Source organism: Photorhabdus sp. HUG-39, from assembly GCF_963878365.1.
GTDB classification, from domain to species: Bacteria; Pseudomonadota; Gammaproteobacteria; order Enterobacterales; family Enterobacteriaceae; genus Photorhabdus; species Photorhabdus kayaii.
Genome location: NZ_CAWNWY010000007.1, coordinates 21899 through 42362 on the forward strand (window position 1 = coordinate 21899; position 20464 = coordinate 42362).

The window sequence follows — 20464 nt, forward strand, 5'->3', positions numbered from 1 at the left end:
GGAGGAGATATGGGGCAATTTGACTACCTTAAAGAAGCGATTAAACAGACAGGTCATACGTTGCAGCAGGTTGCCGATGCAAGTGGTATGACCAAAGGTTATCTCAGCCAATTAATTAATGACAAAATTAAAAGTCCCAGTGCCCAAAAACTGGCTGCTCTTCATCACTATCTGAGGTTGCAATATCCTGTGCAAAATAAAACTGTTGGAGTGGTATTCGGCAAATTCTATCCATTGCATACTGGGCATATCTATCTGATTCAACGGGCCTGTAGTCAGGTGGATGAGTTGCATATTATCCTTTGCCATGATGAGCCGAGAGATCGGGAGCTGTTTATGAGCAGTTCCATGTCTCAGCAACCTACGGTGAGTGATCGTCTGCGCTGGTTGCTTCAAACATTTAAATATCAGAAAAATATTCATATTCACTCTTTTGATGAACAGGGAATTGAGCCCTATCCACATGGTTGGGATGTGTGGAGTGACGGCATGAAAGCCTTTATGTCAAAAAAAGGCATCAATCCAACTTATATATATTCCAGCGAAACTCAGGATTCTCCCCGATATAAAGAACATTTAGGAATTGAGACAATTCTTATCGATCCACAACGTTCGTTTATGAAAATCAGTGGTCGGCATATTCGCCAAGACCCATTCCGTCATTGGGAATATATTCCTACGGAAGTGAAACCTTTCTTTGTTCGTACCGTAGCGATTCTTGGTGGAGAGTCCAGTGGTAAATCTACGTTAGTTAACAAATTGGCAAATATTTTTAATACGACAAGTGCTTGGGAATATGGTCGTGATTATGTTTTTTCTCATCTGGGGGGAGATGAGATGGCGCTACAATATTCGGACTATGACAAGATTGCATTGGGACAAGCCCAATATATTGATTTTGCCGTAAAATATGCGAATAAGGTGACATTTATAGATACCGATTTTGTCACTACCCAAGCCTTCTGTAAGCGATATGAAGGACGTGAACACCCGTTTGTTCAGGCATTAATTGATGAATATCGATTTGATTTGGTCATTCTACTGGAAAACAACACTCCTTGGGTTGCTGACGGTTTGCGTAGCCTTGGCAGCGAGCAGGATCGTAAAGAGTTCCAGCAACTGCTGGAGGATATGCTGAAAAGTAATAATATTGAATATGTCAATGTGGATTCACCCGATTATGATCAGCGTTTCCTACGTTGTATTGAACTTATTCAGCAACTTTTAGCGGCTAATCCTAAATGATACGTCAGTTGAATCGTTTATACCCGTTATCTTTCAAGTTGCCTCTTTGTTGGCTGCACTTACTCACCCCGGTCACATCGTTATCTATGCTCCCGGGGATTCGCTCCCTTGCCGTCGCGATACATTTTGAAATCCATAAGGTATATTATTAGGTTTATATATAATATTTTATATGATAAATTAGTAAATATATATCTAATCACAATATGCATTGTGGCTGGATATTTTTGTTTCCTGTAAGTAATAAAATATATAACAGCTATTAATATTTTTGATACTTCTATTGATTATTTATTTCTTGAATAAAAACAAGATTAATAATTAAATACTTCCCAGTTGATTTTTAAATAAAATTTTTTGTATTTTTGATTGGTTGGAGAATAAGGAGAAGGTTGATTTTTCTATTAATAATTTAATGTTAGAAGTATCATTGTTATTATGGTAATTAAATATTAATTTTAACATGTTGTTATGATGTTAAGGTGTTTTTATCTATAAAAAATTATTTGTCTGATGTTATTTTTTTATTTGTACAAACAAAATAATGGCCTGTTGCTAATGAATGGTTGATAGGAATGGGTTGATCTTGTTTAGTAAAATTTTGATTTTAGCATACAGATAGTCATTTGAAATAGTCACTGGTAGAAATATTGATATACTTTCAATTGAGATATTTCTTATATGATTTTCCCTCGTTTGTGTAATCTTATAATGATGAATATCTGTATTTTTACGGATTGCTCTGGCTGTAAGAGTTACTGATAATGCCAGATTTCTTACACTATTAATTATGCTGAGATAATGAATTTGAATCAAATCGCTACGATTGAAGCCATTGATATTTCATATGGTTTTTCGAAAAGTAAAGCTAACCAGAAAATGATTTCAGACATCACTCTTTCTATTTTTCCAGGTGAATTTACTTTGATTAATGGGGATCTTTGTTCAGGAAAAAGTACTTTGCTGGCAATGATTTCTGGGTTATTGCCTCTCGACGGAGGAAAAATATTAATTGCTGATAATGAATTGGGGAGGATGAATAACTTCGAGTTAGATAGATTCCATTTGATAAATTGTGGTTTTATCTTTCAAAGAATTAATTTATCTAATGAACTTACGGTCTTGGATAATTTGCTATTATCTCTCTCTTGTGGAATCACGATCTCTCATCAGGAAGCAATAGTCAGGGCAACTAAGGCACTCAATATTGTTGGCCTGAAACACAAGAAAGATATATATCCCAAGGAATTACGTGATAATGAAAAACAACGGGTGGCAATAGCTGGCGCCATTGTGAAAAGCCCTCGGTATTTGTTTGCTGACGAGCCAACCCGTCATCTTAATAATTATGACTGCCAAACAGCTATTGATATCTTAAGTTTTATTGCTCATAACCAAAGAGGTACAGTTGTTGTGGCTTCACAGGATAATAGGCTTATTAAACATGCAGATCGTATTATTACTTTGAAAGAAGGAAAGATTATCCATGATACTTATCTTACACATAGCATAATGAATAAGACTATGAGTTTATATCTAAATAATTGAGTGGAAAACGGCCTGTTACCAGGCCATTTTCAATATGATTATTTGCTGATTCTCTTATATTTAATGCGATGTGGTTCCAGTGCTTCTGCTCCGAGAGTCCGCTTCTTATAGTCTTCGTATTCACTAAAGTTACCTTCAAAGAAAGTGACTTTACCTTCATCTTGATAATCAATGATGTGGGTTGCGATACGATCAAGGAACCAACGATCATGGGAAATAACCATTGCACAACCTGGGAACTCCAGCAAGGCGTTTTCCAGTGCGCGCAAAGTTTCAATGTCCAGATCGTTGGTTGGTTCATCGAGCAATAGCATGTTACCGCCGACTTGCAGCAGTTTAGCCAAATGTAGCCGTCCTCTTTCACCACCAGACAATTCACCGACACGTTTGCCTTGATCAACACCTTTGAAGTTAAAACGGCCAACATAGGCGCGACTTGGTAGCTCAAAGTTACCGATACGCATGATATCCTGGCCGCCGGAGATCTCTTCCCAAACGGTTTTCTTATCATCCATGTTGTCACGGAACTGATCGACAGAAGCGAGTTTGACGGTTTCACCTAACGTGATGGTGCCGGAATCAGGTTGTTCCTGGTTGGAGATCATACGGAACAGAGTAGATTTACCTGCACCGTTAGGCCCGATAATCCCAACAATCGCCCCTTTGGGCAGAGAGAAGTTCAGATTATCAATCAGAACCCGGTCGCCATAGGATTTGGTTAGATTTTCCACTTCCAGAACTTTGTCGCCCAGGCGTGGTCCAGGTGGAATGAACAGTTCGCTGGTTTCGTTACGTTTCTGGTATTCAACGCTATTTAATTCTTCAAAACGGGCCAGACGTGCTTTACCTTTTGCCTGACGGCCTTTCGGATTTTGGCGAACCCATTCCAGCTCTTTCTCAATGGATTTACGGCGTGCGGCTTCTGTTGCGGCTTCTTGAGCCAGACGAGCATCTTTCTGTTCCAGCCATGAAGAGTAGTTACCTTCCCATGGAATACCTTCACCACGATCAAGTTCCAGAATCCAGCCGGCAACGTTATCAAGGAAGTAACGGTCGTGGGTAATTGCAACAACGGTACCTTCGTAATCGTGCAGGAAGCGTTCCAGCCATGCGACAGATTCGGCGTCAAGGTGGTTAGTGGGTTCGTCCAGTAGCAGCATGTCGGGTTTTTCCAGCAGTAAGCGGCAAATTGCCACACGACGGCGTTCCCCTCCAGATAGATGCTCGATTTTTGCCTCCCACGGTGGCAGACGCAGGGCATCAGCGGCGCGTTCAAGCTGGTTATCAAGGTTATGGCCGTCGTGGGACTGAATAATCGCTTCCAGATCACCTTGTTCTTTAGCCAGTTTGTCAAAATCGGCGTCAGGATCAGCATAGGCTGCATAGACTTCATCCAACCGGGTCAGCGCATGTTTTACCTCGCTAACCGCTTCTTCCACTGCTTCGCGGACAGTGTACTCAAGATTTAATTTAGGTTCCTGCGGTAGATAGCCAATTTTAATTCCTGATTGTGGGCGAGCTTCTCCTTCGATGTCTTTATCGATGCCAGCCATAATACGCAGTAAGGTCGATTTACCGGCGCCATTAAGGCCAAGAACACCAATTTTTGCTCCCGGAAAGAAACTTAAGGAGATATTTTTCAGGATATGACGTTTCGGGGGAACAATTTTACCGACCCGATGCATGGTGTAGACATATTGAGCCACGTTGCTATAAGCCTCGCTATCTCTGATTGTTATAGTGCCTGTTTTGCGAAGCCAGTCGCATGAACAGGGCGTGTTGGTATTTGATTATATCAAGTTAGGTTATTTATGCTCGTCTGAGCACGATTTATCACAGTTTACCCGATTTAAGTCAATAAACTCTATAACCCAATTGCTCGAATAAAATGATCCTGGGTTGAGTTTGTTAAAGCGAATCAATTTATTATATAAAAAACTAATCTGTTATAAATATATGATTATATATCTTATCATAGGGTAAATTTATGTGGTAAGCGGTGGTGATTATATTATTATGGTGTTTATGCATTCGTAATATTAACCTGTTTGATTTTATCTCCCGGAGGAACGTGATAATGGCTAAGTGGCAATACCTTGCGATGGCTATAGGGTTGATTTTTATCTCTGTAGCAGCAAATGCTGATTCTCTGGAAAATCAGCGGCAGAGATATCAGCAGATTAAGCAAGCGTGGAATGTCAGTGATAGGGATGAAATCGCGAGGCTGATGCCGACATTGAAAAACTATCCTCTTTATCCTTATCTGGAATACCGGGAGCTGACTCAGGATTTGGCACTTGTCACACCAACGCAGGTCCGTGATTTTATTGATCGTTACCCTAATTTGCCCCCTACACGTTCTTTATCATCCCGTTTTATCAATGAGCTTGCACGCCGCGAAGAGTGGCGCGGGATACTGGCATTCACTCCTACAGCACCGAAATCTATTACAGCTCGCTGTCATTACTATTTTGCTAAATGGTTTACAGGTGAGGAACAGGTTGCCTGGCAGGGAGCAAAAGAAATTTGGTTGAATGGGCGTTCTTTACCAGCCAGTTGCGATAAATTATTTGATGTTTGGCAGCAAACGGGTCATTTATCAGTGAAACTGATATTACAGCGTATTAGTCTCGCGTTAAAAGCGGGGAATACGTCACTGGTCAGTTACCTCGCTAAACAATTGCCACTGGGATACAAAAGTATCAGTGAAGATCTGATTAAGTTGCAGAATGATCCGGCTACCGTGGCGGATTTTGCTAATCATACCGGGCCGACTGATTTTACCCGTGTAGCTACTTTAGCGGCTTTCTCGCGTTTCGCTCGTCAAGATCCGGAGCAGGCAAGAGCGATCATCCCATCAATTGTCAGAGTGCAAAAGATGAATGCAAGTGAACGTCAGCGGTTGAAAGATATTGTTGCCTGGCAGTTAATGGGGGATGTGAGCGATGAACAGGAAAAGTGGCGTGATGATGCGATCCGCAGTAGTCAATCTGTTGCATTGCTTGAGCGTCGTGTTCGGTTGGCATTGGGTCATGCAGATAAACGTGGTTTGGCTCAATGGATAAAATTGCTGCCGTTAGAGGACCAAGGCAAAGAGGAATGGCGTTATTGGCGAGCCAACATTCTATTGGCACAGGGTAATAAAAGTGAAGGTGAAGCGATACTGCGTAAGCTGACAGAAGGCCGTGGTTTTTATCCAATGGCTGCTGCGCAAAAACTGAATGTCAACTATCCGCTGACGATAAGTATCGCAAAAAAGCCAGATGCTGCCATTGCTTCAATACCTGAAGTGCAGAGAGTCAGAGAATTGATATATTGGCAAATGGATAATCTTGCTCGCGTAGAGTGGAGCTATCTGGTCGCCAGCCAGGCTAAATTAAAACAACAGCAACTGGCGCGTTATGCTTTCAATCAAAAATGGGCAGCGCTTAGTGTACAGGCGACAATAACCGGAAAAATGTGGGACTACCTTGAAGAGCGTTTTCCATTAGCATGGCTGCGGGAATTTAGTCACTTCACTGCAAATAAAGGAATTTCTCAAAGCTATGCAATGGCGATAGCCCGCCAGGAAAGTGCCTGGAATCCGCAAGCTAATTCGCCAGTTGGGGCAATTGGGTTGATGCAGGTAATGCCAGAAACGGCAGAGGATACGGTTAAGAAAAATGGAATCCAAGGATATATGAACAGTAGCCAACTTATAAACCCGCTGACGAATATCGAAATTGGTACTGCTTATCTCGAATCGGTTTATCAGCGTTTTGGAAATAATCGGATACTTGCCAGTGCTGGCTATAATGCCGGACCAACTCGGGTAGATCGCTGGTTATCTGACAGTGGTGGGCGACTCGATGCGATAGCCTTTATTGAAAGCATTCCATTTTCTGAAACCCGCAATTATGTCAAAAATGTTTTGGTTTATGATGTTTTCTATAGTCATTTCATGGGCAAAGCATCAAATGTGCTGACTAACGCGGAATGGCAAAGGCGTTATTGATTTATAGCAAACTATGTTATGCTGCTGTACTAGTTAAATGGTATGATGGCTGATTGATTATGACGACGAATTATCTGACAGATCCGGCACTTTCGCCGCAAGATCATGAAGATTGGCAATGTTTCGTGACATTACTCCAACAGGCTTTTGCTGAAAATCTACAGCATCCGATTTTGCAGTTATTATTGACACCAGATGAACGGACAGCACTGGCTACCAGGGTACGCATTATCAAGGAGTTGATGAGTGGAAAAATGAGCCAGCGTGAGCTGAAAAATGAACTTGGAGTGGGTATTGCGACGATTACGCGCGGCTCTAATAGCCTGAAATTTGCCTCAAACGATGTTAAGGCTTGGTTGGAACAGCAATTACTGAAATAGCAGGCCGCCAATTGCGGCCTAGGCGGAATGTTTGTTTAACGGGCATTCAGCTCTTTATACATTTCATGATGTACGGGCACTAAAGCCAATATCAGAGCTTGGTGGTACACGCTGGTACGAGTCAGGATGCCATCAGTAAAAAAGCCAATTGCACCCTCTTTCTGCTTGATGTTATCAATACCTGTAAGGTAAGCCATTTCATGGCCTAATTCCCGACCTTCGCGGATACCATCAAGAATTTTTTCTGGTAGCATCAGACTGGCTGAACGAGATTCTCCGCGAATTTGCTGATATTCCACAACCATCCAGGCAAATGTCATATCGTCTTCAATACCCGCTTCCACACCTACCCAAAAGTCTGCCTCAGGGCGAACTTGTCTGGCCGCCATGACACGCTGACGGGCACCAGTACGGGTTTCTGTGTTACCAATAGGTTGTTGTGGGACGCTACTGTCTACATTGATATCTTCGATCCGATAAGTACCTGGCCCAAAAACATCATCAAAGGCGAGACTAATGGCTTTAATTTTTGCAGGGTTGGTGGTTGCGGCAATAACGTGATACATAATAGATGAGTTATCCTTTGAACGAGTATTTACGCAGTATAACGGAAAATGAAAATGTTACAGGTATATCTTGTTCGGCATGGGGAGTCTGAATGGAACGCAGCACGTCGTATTCAGGGACAATCTGACAGCCCTTTGACTGAAACAGGCGAACATCAAGCCAGATTAGTGGCGCAAAGAGTAAAATCTGAAAGTATTACCCATATTATTACCAGTGACCTTGGACGTACACGTCGAACGGCGGAAATCATTGCTGAGGTTTGTGGTTGTGAAATTATTCTGGAGCCCCGTTTGCGTGAATTGCACATGGGGGTTCTTGAACGCAGAAATATTGATTCATTAACATCGGAAGAAGAGAACTGGCGTAAGAAAGTCCTTGATGGCACACCTGGGGGACGTATCCCCAAAGGAGAATCTATGGATGAACTGGCTGTGCGTATGAGGGCTGCGCTGGAGGGCTGTCGTCATCTGCCTGTTGGTAGCCGACCGTTGTTAGTCAGTCATGGCATCGCTTTGGGATGTTTGGTTGGCACAATACTGGGATTGCCCGCACATGCTGAACGTCGTCTTCGCTTGCGAAATTGCTCTCTGTCCAGAGTGGATTATCAGCACAGTCCGTGGCTAGCGTCGGGCTGGATTGTAGAAACGGCAGGCGATATCACACATCTGGATACGCCCGCACTGGATGAATTACAACGTTAATGCTGGATAGGAATGAGATACTGAAATTCGATGATATGATTCGCCGCTTCCTTGTCTCTATCATTGGTATTGGTAAGATAATATCGCTCGATGTCGTATCCTTTCCTACGTGTCAAGTTTAGCATTGGCAGGCAAATACCATAGACGGTAAACAGGAAGTCCTGTAAGCCATCTTTGGTACCGTAGTAACTAAATGAGACGTATTCTCCGGCCGGTAATGTAACAGGCTGGCTGCCTGCCACATCAAACTGGGCATATTGGGGTTCTACCGCTGTTGTATACAATACGGTTTGTTCATCTTCTTTTTCTGGATTGGGAGTTGCATGGTGAAGACCATAAAGTACAGGAGGTAACACCTCTGCATTTTGCAGATAATATGTCCAGAAATTGTGGCGCATTTCAGTACAAAAACTGGACCATTGTTCCAGCGTATAGGAACAGGTCTGTTCTATACCCACCAGTGGTTGTTCCTCTAGTGTGAGATAGGTTGCTTCGGGAATATACCTTTTATCCAGCAATATGGGCGGACAAATACCCGTGGCGCACCACTCCTCACTGAGTCGATAAAGTGCTGGTGTTTTATTGAATTGTTTTTTAAATGCGCGAGTGAAAGTTTGTTGGGAGTCAAACTGGTACTGTAAAGCAATATCCAGAATAGGGCGGCTGGTTAAACGTAAAGCAACGGCTGCCCGTGATAACCTTCTGGCACGGATATAGGAGCCAATAGCCTGGCCGGTAATGTCTTTAAACATACGTTGCAGGTGCCATTTAGAATAACCTGCTTTAGCTGCAACATTATTGAGTGATAATGGTTGATCTAAATGATTATCTAGCCAACGTAATAAATCACGAATGATGCCGGTTTGATCCATACATCTCCTTAGTCATTAAGACCAAAAGAACAACATACCCGTTATCTTTCAAGTTGCCTCTTTGTTGGCTGCGCTCACTCACCCCAGTTACATAGTTCGCTATGCTCCCGGGGATTCGCTTCCTTGCCGTCGCGATGCATCTTGAAATCCATAGGGTACATAAGAACCTATACTACTAGGCTATGTTGTTTGCCACTTGAACAGTCCCACAGAGTGGTAAAACGAATCATTCCTTGTACATCGTATGTCTGTTCTGATTTCTGTGTGCTGTTCGTGTTCATAATTTATTGACAAGCGTGGCATTCAACAATAACTCTACTGGATATGAGCACTAAGTGTAAAACAAGTCTTATATTTACAATAGGATACTTGTTCGTATTATTATTTCACTCATTACTTTATGAAATTATATTAATGATTAATTATTTCTATTGATGGTATTACCATCTTATTTGGTATCTCAGTGGTGAAATTTTACGCTGAATTAATTAAGGAATGAGACTATATATGTTAAAAATCATAAAGATACTCGTAACAACGACATTGTTGTGCATACCTGTGGTGGCTCTGTCTGAAGAGATTGGCTCGGTAGACACTGTTTTTAAATTTATCGGGCCTGATCACAAAATTGTCGTAGAAGCATTTGATGATCCTGATGTGAAAAATGTGACTTGCTACCTGAGTAGGGCAAAAACAGGCGGAATAAAAGGGGGTTTAGGACTTGCGGAAGATACTTCTGATGCGGCTATTTCTTGTCAGCAGGTTGGAGAGATTGAACTCACAGACAAGATTAAAAAGAGCAGCAAAAAAGGTCAGGTGGTTTTCCAGAAACGAACCTCACTGGTGTTTAAAAAACTTCAAGTCGTTCGCTTCTATGATGCAAACCGTAATGCATTAGTCTATTTGACATATTCCGATAAGATGATCGATGGTTCACCGAAGAATGCGCTCAGTGCTGTACCCATTATGCCGTGGAAGACGGTGCAAAATTGAGGGGCAGGATGGGTTCCTACAGGGATATCCCATCCTGTCATTGTTAGAGACTTACTGATATACCCGTTATCTTTCAAGTTGCCTCTTTGTTGGCTGCACTCACTCCGGTCACATAGTTCGCTATGCTCCTGGGGATTCGCTTCTTTGCCGTCGCGATGCATCTTGAAATCCATAGGGTATAGTTCAAGTTATGCTTCCAAATCACCACAGAAACGATAGCCTTCACCGTGAATGGTGGCGATAATTTCCATCGTATCTGGCGTCGATTCAAAATGTTTACGGATACGACGAATCGTTACATCAACAGTACGGTCGTGAGGTTTCAATTCACGACCTGTCATTTTTTTCAGTAAATCTGCGCGTGTTTGGATTTTGCCTGGATTTTCACAGAAATGAAGCATGGCGCGGAACTCGCTGCGTGGCAATTTATACGGCTCACCAGCTGGGCTTATCAGAGAACGGCTATTGATATCTAATTCCCAACCGTTGAATTTATAACTTTCAACTTGGCGGCGTTCCTCGCTGACATTACTCAGATTCATGGTACGAGAAAGCAGGTTGCGGGCGCGAATAGTCAATTCACGCGGATTAAATGGTTTAGTGATGTAATCATCTGCACCAATTTCCAAGCCAAGGATTTTGTCTACTTCGTTATCACGGCCGGTCAGGAACATCAAGGCAACATTTGCTTGCTCACGCAGTTCGCGGGCAAGTAACAAGCCATTTTTGCCTGGAAGGTTAATATCCATAATCACCAGGTTAATGTCGTTGTTTGACAGAATTTGGTGCATTTCTGAACCATCGGTGGCTTCATAAACTATGTACCCTTCAGCTTCGAAAATGCTTTTTAGGGTATTGCGAGTGACAATTTCGTCTTCAACAATCAAAATGTGCGGGGTTTGCATGGTTGCTACCTAGAATCGCTTAAAAATAAATCAGAATGATTCAAACTACTCTTATCTCAGGATATTTACTGGTTATTATTTGTCATCACTGAAATGATAGCCCAAATCAGTAATAACATTTTATTGATATGTTTTACACTGAAAGTAAAAGTTGCTTTTCCTTTGGTGGGTATATACCCAAAAAAACTGGTTAAACAGTGTTATGTTAGTCCATTAACAGCAATATAACAGCTTGCAATGCATTTACCATCTAAAAAAACTACCTTTTATTGACGTACATCAAAATTGATTGTAGCACGTTAATATTATTTATATTGGTTATTTTATACCTTGTATTCTGTCATGCAAATGACAAATTCTTGTTAACGCACAGAGTGGTTTTGTGCGAAAAATAATCCCCCATGAGCTTGGCGGTGAACAAAAAGAACTGATTTTTACGAAAAGATAAAATATATTGTTAATTTTGTTAAAAATGGATTTAACAACTAAAAGATTGGGTTCAGTAAGAAATATTTGTTTGTCTTGATGACCATGAAATGAATTATTTCAATATTAAAAATATCAAAAGCGTAAGGTTATTTAGAGAAAATGTTTGACTTTGCGCACAAATTCATTTAACCAATATAGGGTCGAACTCATTAAATGACAGACAGGAACCTATGCAAACTATCAGCCTGAAAACCACAATTATTACCACCACCGGAACCACAGGTTGCGGGGCGGGCTGACGCATATATAAAACAGAGAAAAAAGCCCGCATCCAAATCAGATGCGGGCTTTTTTTTGGCGCGGAATCAGGAGAAAAATGTTAATGCGAGTGCTTAAATTTGGAGGAACTTCGATCGCTAATTACCAGCGAGTGTTGAGCGTTGCCGATATTGCAGAGAAAAAACTTTCTCAAGGAGGGGTTGCGTTGGTGCTTTCTGCTCCGGCAAAAATTACCAATCATTTGGTGGCTATGATTGAAAAAACGGTAGCTAGGCAAGAGATCATTACCCATATGCACGATGCTGAGCAGATCTTTGTTGATTTATTACAGGGGGTGGCACAGGCGCAACCCGGTTTTGCTTATGAACGGTTAAAAATGATGGTTGAGCAAGAATTTGCTCAATTGAAACAGGTTCTGCATGGTATTTCGTTACTGGGCCAATGCCCGGACAGCATTAACGCTTCCCTGATTTGTCGTGGGGAAAAACTCTCTATCGCCATCATGGAGTCTGTATTGCAGGCACGTGGTCACAAGGTCACGGTGATTGATCCGGTAGAAAATTTGTTGGCACAAGGTCATTACCTTGAATCTACGGTAGATATCAACGAGTCTACGAAGCGCATTGCTTCTCTGAATATTCCTGATGACCATATTATCCTGATGGCTGGATTTACGGCTGGAAATGATAAAGGGGAGCTAGTTGTCCTGGGGCGTAATGGTTCTGACTATTCTGCTGCGGTTTTGGCGGCTTGCTTGCGGGCGACATGTTGTGAAATCTGGACTGATGTGGATGGTGTTTATACCTGTGATCCCAGAATTGTGCCGGATGCACGGTTATTAAAAGGCATGTCCTATCAGGAAGCGATGGAGCTCTCTTATTTCGGTGCCAAGGTATTGCATCCACGGACCATTGCTCCAATTGCTCAATTTCAGATCCCTTGTTTGATTAAAAATACCGCCAATCCAGATGCGCCGGGAACACTGATCGGTGACGGGCAGAAAGATGAAAGTACGCCGGTAAAAGGGATTACCAACCTGAGCAATATGGCAATGATTAACGTATCAGGCCCTGGTATGAAGGGGATGGTTGGTATGGCGGCAAGGGTATTTGCTGTCATGTCCCGCAAAGGGATCTCTGTTGTGCTGATTACTCAGTCATCTTCAGAATACAGTATCAGCTTCTGTGTCCCTCAACGTGAATTGGAACGCGCGCGTCAGGCACTGAGTGAAGAATTCTATCTTGAGCTGAAAGAGGGAGTTTTTGATCCTTTGGATGTGATGGAAAATCTTTCCATTATCTCTGTTGTTGGCGATGGTATGCGTACCTTGCGTGGCATCTCTGCCCGTTTCTTCTCTGCATTGGCGCGCGGTAACATCAATATTGTTGCAATCGCACAGGGATCTTCTGAACGTTCTATCTCCGCGGTTATCGATAATGAAGTGGCAACGACAGCTATTCGTTTGTGCCATCAGATGTTATTTAATACCGATCAGGTGATCGAAGTTTTTGTTGTCGGGGTTGGTGGTGTCGGCAGTGTTTTGATTGAGCAGATCCGTCGTCAGCAAACTTGGTTAAAGCAAAAGCACATTGATTTACGGGTATGTGGTATTGCTAATTCACGGGCCATGTTGACGGATATGAGAGGTATTTGCCTTGATAATTGGCAGCAACATTTATCAGAGGCCAAAGAACCTTTTAGTTTGAGCCGCCTGATCCGTTTGGAGAAAGAGTACCATTTACTGAACCCGGTGATAGTGGATTGTACCTCTAATCAGCAAATTGCTGATCAATACGTCAGTTTCCTGAGTGATGGCTTCAATGTGGTCACGCCGAATAAAAAAGCCAATACTTCGTCAATGGCTTATTATCATCAGATTCGTAAGGCGGCAGAGAAATCTAAACGCAAATTTCTGTATGACACCAACGTAGGGGCTGGCCTGCCTGTTATTGAAAACTTACAAAACCTGCTTAATGCGGGTGATGAACTCATTCAGTTCAATGGCATTCTTTCTGGTTCTCTCTCTTTTATTTTCGGTATGCTGGATGAAGGAATGTCACTATCTCAGGCAACGTTACTGGCAAAAGAGAAAGGTTATACCGAACCCGATCCGCGTGATGATCTGTCCGGTATGGATGTTGCCCGTAAGCTGTTGATCCTCGCTCGTGAATCAGGTTATGAACTTGAATTGGATGATATTGATGTGGAACCTGTACTGCCAGCCTCCTTTGATAACCGAGGGGAGGTGGATGCTTTCCTGGAACGTTTACCTTCTCTTGATCAGGTTTTCAACCAGCGTGTGGCAGAAGCCAAAGGGCAGGGAAAAGTATTGCGTTATGTTGGCATAATTGAAGAGGGCCATTGTAAGGTGAAAATCGCCGCAGTGGATGGTAATGATCCGCTTTATAAAGTCAAAAATGGCGAAAATGCGTTGGCATTCTACACGCGTTACTATCAGCCAATACCGTTGGTACTGCGGGGATACGGGGCGGGTAATGATGTTACTGCCGCCGGAGTTTTCGCAGATATGCTGCGTACCTTGTCCTGGAAACAGGGAGTTTAATTGTGATTAAAGTCTATGCGCCTGCATCTATTGGCAATGTCAGTGTTGGGTTTGATGTACTGGGAGCGGCGGTCTCTCCAGTTAATGGTGCTTTATTAGGTGACTGCGTTACTGTCCGGGCAGCGAAGAGTTTCAGTTTGCGTAATGAAGGGCAGTTTGTAGGGAAGTTACCTGAGAAGCTGGAGCACAACATCGTTTATCAATGCTGGCAATTATTCTGCCAGTGTTTGAGCAAACAATTACCAGTGGAAATGACGCTGGAAAAAAATATGCCAATTGGTTCTGGCCTTGGCTCCAGCGCTTGTTCTGTTGTTGCAGGTTTGATGGCACTGAACGAGTTTGCAGGTCTCCCATTTAATGAAAGCCAATTACTGGCAATGATGGGGCAACTGGAAGGACGTATTTCCGGCAGTATTCACTATGATAATGTCGCGCCATGTTATCTCGGCGGTTTGCAACTGATTATGGAACAAGGAGATATTATCTGTCAGCCAGTACCAACGTTTGATGAGTGGTTATGGGTGATGGCCTATCCGGGCATCAAAGTTTCTACTGCGGAAGCCAGAGCAATTTTACCTGTAAAATATTCGAAGCAGGATGTTATCGATCATGGACGTTTCCTTGCCGGGTTTATTCATGCCTGTCATACACGGCAACCAGCGCTGGCAGCCAGATTGATGAAAGATGTGGTTGCTGAACCATATCGTACCCAACTGTTACCGGGTTTTGCTAATGCGCGTGAAACAGCAAAACGGGTAGGGGCATTGGCGTGTGGTATTTCTGGTTCTGGCCCGACATTGTTCTCCATTTGTAATGATATGGCGACCGCAGAGGAAATAGCTGAGTGGCTGCAACAGCATTATGTTCAGAATGATGAAGGTTTTGTACACATTTGCCGTCTGGATCTCGCAGGCGCACGACAAATAGGGTAACTAATGAAACTGTATAACTTGAAAGACAACCGCGAGCAGGTGAGTTTTGCACAAGCAGTCAAACAGGGGTTAGGTAAACAGCAAGGGCTTTTCTTTCCGCAAGATTTACCCGAATTCAGTCGTGAAGAAATTGACCAACTGTTAAAACTGGATTTTGTCACCCGCAGCGGTCGCATTCTTTCAGCATTTATTGGCGAGGAAATTCCGCCAGAACAACTGGCGACACGAGTTAAGCATGCTTTTACTTTTCCGGCGCCTGTTACCGACGTGGAAAATGATGTTGCAACGCTGGAATTATTCCACGGCCCGACACTGGCATTTAAGGATTTTGGCGGCCGTTTTATGGCGCAAATGTTGGCACAAGTTGCCGGTGAGCAGCCAGTCACTATCCTGACGGCGACTTCCGGCGATACGGGGGCCGCAGTAGCGCACGCCTTTTATGGGCTAAATAACGTACAAGTGGTCATCCTCTATCCACAGGGCAAAATCAGCCCGTTACAGGAAAAACTGTTTTGTACCTTGGGCAGTAATATTCACACAGTGGCGATTGACGGCGATTTCGATGATTGCCAAGCGTTGGTTAAACAAGCGTTTGATGATCAAGAGTTGAAACAAGCTCTGTATCTCAATTCAGCTAACTCAATTAACATCAGCCGCTTGTTGGCGCAAATTTGCTATTACTTTGAAGCGGTTGCTCAGCTACCAGAAGATAAACGTGAACAACTGGTTATTTCTGTACCGAGTGGGAATTTTGGTGATTTGACCGCGGGTTTATTGGCAAAATCGATGGGATTGCCGGTAAAACGCTTTATCGCTGCTACTAATGTTAACGATACGGTGCCACGTTATTTAACGGATGGAAAATGGTTGCCTCATCAAACGGTTGCTACGCTTTCCAACGCAATGGATGTGAGTCAGCCAAACAACTGGCCACGTATTGAAGAACTATTCCACCGTAAATCCTGGCCGTTGAGTGAATTGGGGTATGGTGTAGTCAATGATGATGTGACAAAAGAGACGATTAAGGAATTGGCTAAATTGGGTTATATCTCTGAGCCTCATGCTGCGGTTGCTTATCGTGTTCTGCGTGATCAATTACAAGACGGTGAATATGGGCTATTTCTCGGTACGGCTCATCCAGCGAAATTTAAAGAGAGTGTGGAACAGATTCTGGGTGAGGAATTACCATTGCCCAAAGCTTTGGCTGAACGGGCTGATCTGGAGTTGCTATCCCATTACTTACCGGCAGATTTTGCTAGGTTGCGATATTTCTTGATGGAAAGAGCACCCTAGTCATTATGAAAGTGGGCGCCGCACAGATCATGCGGCGTTTATTATTGATAATAAGGTCTTAATATTGTTCTGGGCGCTTAAATACCAGCTCATTCCCTTTGGATAACGATTCATCAAAGGCATAGCCATCCAGATTAAACTCCACCAGACGGTCAGTTTGTGTTAATTGGTTCTGAATAATAAACCGGCTCATCAGCCCACGGGCTTTTTTCGCATAAAAACTAATGATTTTATACTTACCGTTTTTCTCATCGAGAAATACAGGTTTAATAATTTTACCAGCTAACTTTTTCGTATTCACGGATTTGAAATATTCATCGGAAGCCAAATTAACCAACACATTATCACCTTGTTGTTCCAGCGCCTCATTGAGCTTTTCTGTGATCAAATCTCCCCAGAAAGCATAGAGATCTTTACCGCGTTTATTTTCCAGTTTGATCCCCATTTCCAACCGGTAAGGTTGCATTAGATCTAACGGACGAAGTACACCGTAAAGGCCAGACAAAATCCTCAGATGATTCTGAGCAAAATCAAAATCCTTATCGGAGAAAGATTCAGCCTGCATACCGGTATAAACATCACCTTTAAATGCCAGGATAGCCTGACGGGCATTTAAAGGTGTGAAATCAGCATGCCATTCGCCAAAACGGGCGGCATTCAAGCCGGCAAGTTTATCGCTGATACCCATCAAACTCGCAATTTGGGCAGGCGTCAGTTCGCGACAAATACGGATTAACCGCTTTGATTGGTCGAGTAATTCTGGTTGGCTATATTCCTCCGTGGCAAGCGGGCTTTCATAATCAAGAGTTTTTGCAGGTGAAATAGTAATAAGCATAATATCGTCCCGGTTGTTCAGATGAGGATACTTTAACAGAAGATAGGATAATAAAGAATTAATCACGACGATAGCGGAAACTGTGTGCGTGATATCTGTAGGGTAACAAGCTGATAATTTTGCACTCTATTTTATTGATCTATACCCGTCATCTTTCAAGTTGCCTCTTTGTTGGCTGCACTCGCTCACCCCGGTCACATAGTTACCTATGCTCCCGGGGATTCACTCCCTTGCCGTCGCGATGCATCTTGAAATCCATAGGGTATATACTGCACTTAACGTTAAAAACATTTAAATAATTTATAAAGGTATATTTTAATTTTAATTTATATATAAATTAAAATAAAGTTTTTTGGCTTATTAAAATATTAATTTTTGTGAGTTTGATCGATTTTTCTTGGATTGTAATATAGTAATTATTCTAAAAGTGAGAAAGTGTACAATATTACCAGTTTCTTATTTGATTGAAGTCGGGGAAATACCATTAATGAAATCGATTGGATAAATAAAATATAAGTGAGATAAGGTATGGAGAATAAAAATAGGCTATTATCCTCTGATATAATATCTATCTTTGGTACAGGAATAAGTGAAATAGCGCTTCTTTCGCTTGTATATTCAATTACCAAGTCGGAGATAGATACGTCTTTAATGGTATCTGTAAGGTTAACAGCGAGTATATTAGTTTTTGTGGTTATTGGCGGGCTAACTGCTCGGTTTAGTATGCGGGCTATTTGTATTTATTCGGATTTCTTCCGGGCAGTAACAATATTTCTTGCTGTATTTGTCAATAATATATATTTATTATTTTTCATATCTTTTCTTCTATCATTTTTTTCAGGTTTGAATATATCGATAAGGTCAGTGGCATACCAGGCATTTGTCAGCTCAGAAGAAAGAGTGGCTTTTATATCAAAGCAACAATTCTATTATGGGTTGCTCTCTATATCTTCTCCATTGATAGCAGGTTTTTTGATAAATATAACATCGATACGTTTTTTATTTATTATTGAATCAATGTGTTTTATTTTATCAATTATATTTCTCTTTTTTATCGGCGATTGGGGAATTAGAATAAAGGAAAAAGATATTTCTATGAAATATGGTGGTTTAGAATATATTATCAAGAATAATACTCAGAGAAATATATTATTATTCAGGATAAGTATTTTAACTGCAATGGTGTCATACCAAGTGATTTCAACCTATATAATGACTTCTCACTATGCAACAATTGTCTCTTTATTTAGTGAATTATATTCGTTTTCTTTTTCTGATTTAATTGCTTATTTTTCCTTTTTAGCTTCTGTTTCGATGTTATTTGGATCTTATTTTTCTAGCTACTATTTCAATATAAGTAAATTAAAAAAATCTTTCTTTCTTGGTTCTCTATTGATTGCAGTTGGGAGTATTCTTTGGGCTATGCCTTTGTCAAAAAGTGTCCTGTTATTTTATACTTTGGGAACTATGCTTATTTTTATCGGACTCTCTTTTTTAAGGATATCTCTCTATACATCAGGGCAAGAGCTGACCCCAGAAAAATATTTTGCTAGAATAATATCGTCTTCGGATGCAATTTCAAGAAGTTACCAGTCAGCCTTTGGTATTATCATAATAGGGTTAATCCCTTTGCTAGGAAGTAGTATTTTATTTCTCTTTTTTGCAATGTGTTCTTTGAGCTCAGTTTTTGTTGCAAAGAAAATAAGTGCTGACGTTGAGAATAAACTCACATTAAAGTAATTTTTTGTGAAAAAATTTATCTTCTAATCCCCGGGAGCAGAGTATAACTCTGTGACCGGTGTGAGTGATCGTTTTACCGCCTTGCAGCAAGGTTTTACCGTGTTATTATCAGTGGATGGCTCAATAACAATGCCACAATTTCACGCATAACGATGAGATATGACAAAATGACCGATAAACTAACCTCCCTGCGTAAACTGACAACAGTAGTGGCAGATACCGGGGATATTGCGGCGATGAAGCTTTATCAGCCACAAGATGCGACAACTAACCCATCTCTGATCCTTAACGCTGCACAAATTCCTGAATACCGTAAATTAATTGATGAAGCAATTGCGTGGGCGCGTGAACAGAGCGATTCCCGCGAGCAGCAGATTGTGGATGCCAGTGATAAACTGGCGGTAAATATTGGTTTGGAAATTCTCAAACTGATCCCTGGCCGTATTTCGACAGAAGTTGATGCCCGTTTGTCTTATGACACCGAACGCAGTGTTGCCAAAGCTAAGCGCTTGATTAAGCTATATAACGAGGCTGGTATCAGCAATGATCGGATTCTGATCAAATTGGCTTCAACTTGGCAGGGTATCCGTGCGGCTGAACAGCTAGAAAAAGAAGGGATTAACTGTAACCTGACACTACTGTTTTCCTTTGCTCAGGCGCGTGCTTGTGCGGAAGCCGGGGTTTATCTGATTTCGCCATTTGTTGGCCGTATCCTTGACTGGCATAAAGCGAACAGTGATCAGAAAGAGTTTGCTCCACACGAAGATCCGGGCGTCATTTCTGTAACTGAAATCTACCAATACTATAAACAACATGGCTATAACACTGTGGTTATGGGAGCAAGTTTCCGTAACGCTGGTGAGATCTTGGAATTGGCGGGTTGTGACCGTTTGACTATTGCTCCCGCACTGTTGAAAGAGTTGTCTGAAGCTCAGGGTGAAGTTGAACGTAAACTGGGTTATACCGGTGAAATTAAAGTGCGCCCAGAACCATTGAATGAAGCTCAGTTCTATTGGGAACATCATCAGGATGCAATGGCAACAGAAAAACTGGCGGATGGTATCCGTAAATTTGCTATTGATCAGGGCAAACTTGAGAAGATGATCTCTGATCTGCTGTAATGATAGGCGATAAACTATTCTTTTAGCGTTAAAGGCGGCATAATTGGCCGCCTTTTTGCTACTAAAT

The 20464-nt window shown here is 42.0% G+C and carries 17 protein-coding genes and 1 other annotated feature; of the genes, 12 read left to right on the forward strand and 5 right to left on the reverse strand.

Annotated elements, in window-relative coordinates; translation table 11 throughout:
- Window positions 1–9: 9 nt before the first annotated feature.
- Together nadR and AAC155_RS06645 are read left to right on the forward strand one after the other, a co-directional pair.
- Window positions 10–1245, forward strand: a complete 1236-nt coding sequence (nadR, locus tag AAC155_RS06640; RefSeq protein ID WP_113041586.1) for a multifunctional transcriptional regulator/nicotinamide-nucleotide adenylyltransferase/ribosylnicotinamide kinase NadR — start codon at window positions 10–12, stop codon at window positions 1243–1245.
- Between the two features lie 801 nt (window positions 1246–2046).
- Complete coding sequence (locus AAC155_RS06645) at window positions 2047–2793, forward strand: ABC transporter ATP-binding protein (protein ID WP_113041505.1); 747 nt, start codon at window positions 2047–2049, stop codon at window positions 2791–2793.
- Window positions 2794–2831: 38 nt separating this feature from the next.
- Here the strand turns inward: AAC155_RS06645 and ettA are convergent, their stop codons facing one another.
- Entirely contained in the window at window positions 2832–4499 is a 1668-nt protein-coding gene (ettA, locus tag AAC155_RS06650; RefSeq protein WP_113041506.1) for an energy-dependent translational throttle protein EttA, read from the reverse strand.
- 371 nt (window positions 4500–4870) lie between these two features.
- Between ettA and sltY the strand changes: the two genes are divergently transcribed.
- Both sltY and trpR read left to right on the forward strand, forming a co-directional pair.
- Window positions 4871–6787, forward strand: a complete 1917-nt coding sequence (gene sltY, locus AAC155_RS06655; RefSeq protein ID WP_113041507.1) for a murein transglycosylase — start codon at window positions 4871–4873, stop codon at window positions 6785–6787.
- Between the two features lie 59 nt (window positions 6788–6846).
- On the forward strand, window positions 6847–7167 hold the full coding sequence (gene trpR, locus AAC155_RS06660; RefSeq protein WP_113041508.1) for a trp operon repressor: 321 nt from the start codon (window positions 6847–6849) through the stop codon (window positions 7165–7167).
- 35 nt (window positions 7168–7202) lie between these two features.
- Here trpR and yjjX read toward each other — a convergent pair whose 3' ends face one another.
- Window positions 7203–7733, reverse strand: a complete 531-nt coding sequence (gene yjjX / locus AAC155_RS06665) for an inosine/xanthosine triphosphatase (RefSeq protein WP_113041509.1) — start codon at window positions 7731–7733, stop codon at window positions 7203–7205.
- Window positions 7734–7787: 54 nt separating this feature from the next.
- On the opposite strand from yjjX, the gene gpmB reads away from it, so the two are divergent.
- Window positions 7788–8435 (forward strand): 2,3-diphosphoglycerate-dependent phosphoglycerate mutase GpmB, encoded by a 648-nt coding sequence (gpmB, locus tag AAC155_RS06670; protein WP_113041510.1) that lies wholly within the window; start codon window positions 7788–7790, stop codon window positions 8433–8435.
- Here the strand turns inward: gpmB and robA are convergent.
- Window positions 8432–9307, reverse strand: a complete 876-nt coding sequence (gene robA / locus AAC155_RS06675; protein WP_036777055.1) for an MDR efflux pump AcrAB transcriptional activator RobA — start codon at window positions 9305–9307, stop codon at window positions 8432–8434. The two genes, gpmB and robA, sit on opposite strands and share 4 nt — an antisense overlap.
- A 507-nt stretch (window positions 9308–9814) precedes the next feature.
- On the opposite strand from robA, the gene creA reads away from it, so the two are divergent.
- On the forward strand, window positions 9815–10300 hold the full coding sequence (gene creA, locus AAC155_RS06680; RefSeq protein WP_113041511.1) for a protein CreA: 486 nt from the start codon (window positions 9815–9817) through the stop codon (window positions 10298–10300).
- Between the two features lie 188 nt (window positions 10301–10488).
- On the opposite strand, the gene arcA is transcribed toward creA, so the two are convergent.
- Window positions 10489–11205 (reverse strand): two-component system response regulator ArcA, encoded by a 717-nt coding sequence (gene arcA, locus AAC155_RS06685; RefSeq protein WP_113041512.1) that lies wholly within the window; start codon window positions 11203–11205, stop codon window positions 10489–10491.
- 659 nt (window positions 11206–11864) lie between these two features.
- On the opposite strand from arcA, the gene AAC155_RS24420 reads away from it, so the two are divergent.
- From AAC155_RS24420 to thrC, 4 genes are all read left to right on the forward strand, one after another.
- Window positions 11865–11933 carry a thr operon leader peptide gene (locus AAC155_RS24420; protein ID WP_110882773.1) on the forward strand — a complete coding sequence of 23 codons (69 nt, stop codon included), beginning with the start codon at window positions 11865–11867 and terminating at the stop codon, window positions 11931–11933.
- Window positions 11872–11991 (forward strand) — a sequence feature (Thr leader region). (Overlaps the previous gene by 62 nt.)
- Window positions 11992–12016: 25 nt before the next feature.
- Window positions 12017–14476: a bifunctional aspartate kinase/homoserine dehydrogenase I gene (gene thrA / locus AAC155_RS06690; protein ID WP_113041587.1), complete on the forward strand. Its 2460-nt coding sequence runs from the start codon at window positions 12017–12019 to the stop codon at window positions 14474–14476.
- Between the two features lie 2 nt (window positions 14477–14478).
- A complete protein-coding gene (gene thrB / locus AAC155_RS06695; protein WP_113041513.1) occupies window positions 14479–15408 on the forward strand; it encodes a homoserine kinase in 930 nt (309 codons plus the stop codon).
- A 3-nt stretch (window positions 15409–15411) separates the two neighbouring features.
- A complete protein-coding gene (gene thrC, locus AAC155_RS06700; RefSeq protein WP_113041514.1) occupies window positions 15412–16701 on the forward strand; it encodes a threonine synthase in 1290 nt (429 codons plus the stop codon).
- Between the two features lie 58 nt (window positions 16702–16759).
- Here the strand turns inward: thrC and yaaA are convergent, their stop codons facing one another.
- Window positions 16760–17536, reverse strand: a complete 777-nt coding sequence (gene yaaA / locus AAC155_RS06705) for a peroxide stress protein YaaA (RefSeq protein ID WP_113041515.1) — start codon at window positions 17534–17536, stop codon at window positions 16760–16762.
- 528 nt (window positions 17537–18064) lie between these two features.
- On the opposite strand from yaaA, the gene AAC155_RS06710 reads away from it, so the two are divergent.
- Together AAC155_RS06710 and tal are read left to right on the forward strand one after the other, a co-directional pair.
- Window positions 18065–19276 carry an MFS transporter gene (locus AAC155_RS06710; protein ID WP_113041516.1) on the forward strand — a complete coding sequence of 404 codons (1212 nt, stop codon included), beginning with the start codon at window positions 18065–18067 and terminating at the stop codon, window positions 19274–19276.
- Between the two features lie 167 nt (window positions 19277–19443).
- Complete coding sequence (gene tal, locus AAC155_RS06715) at window positions 19444–20397, forward strand: transaldolase (RefSeq protein WP_113041517.1); 954 nt, start codon at window positions 19444–19446, stop codon at window positions 20395–20397.
- Window positions 20398–20464: the final 67 nt, after the last annotated feature.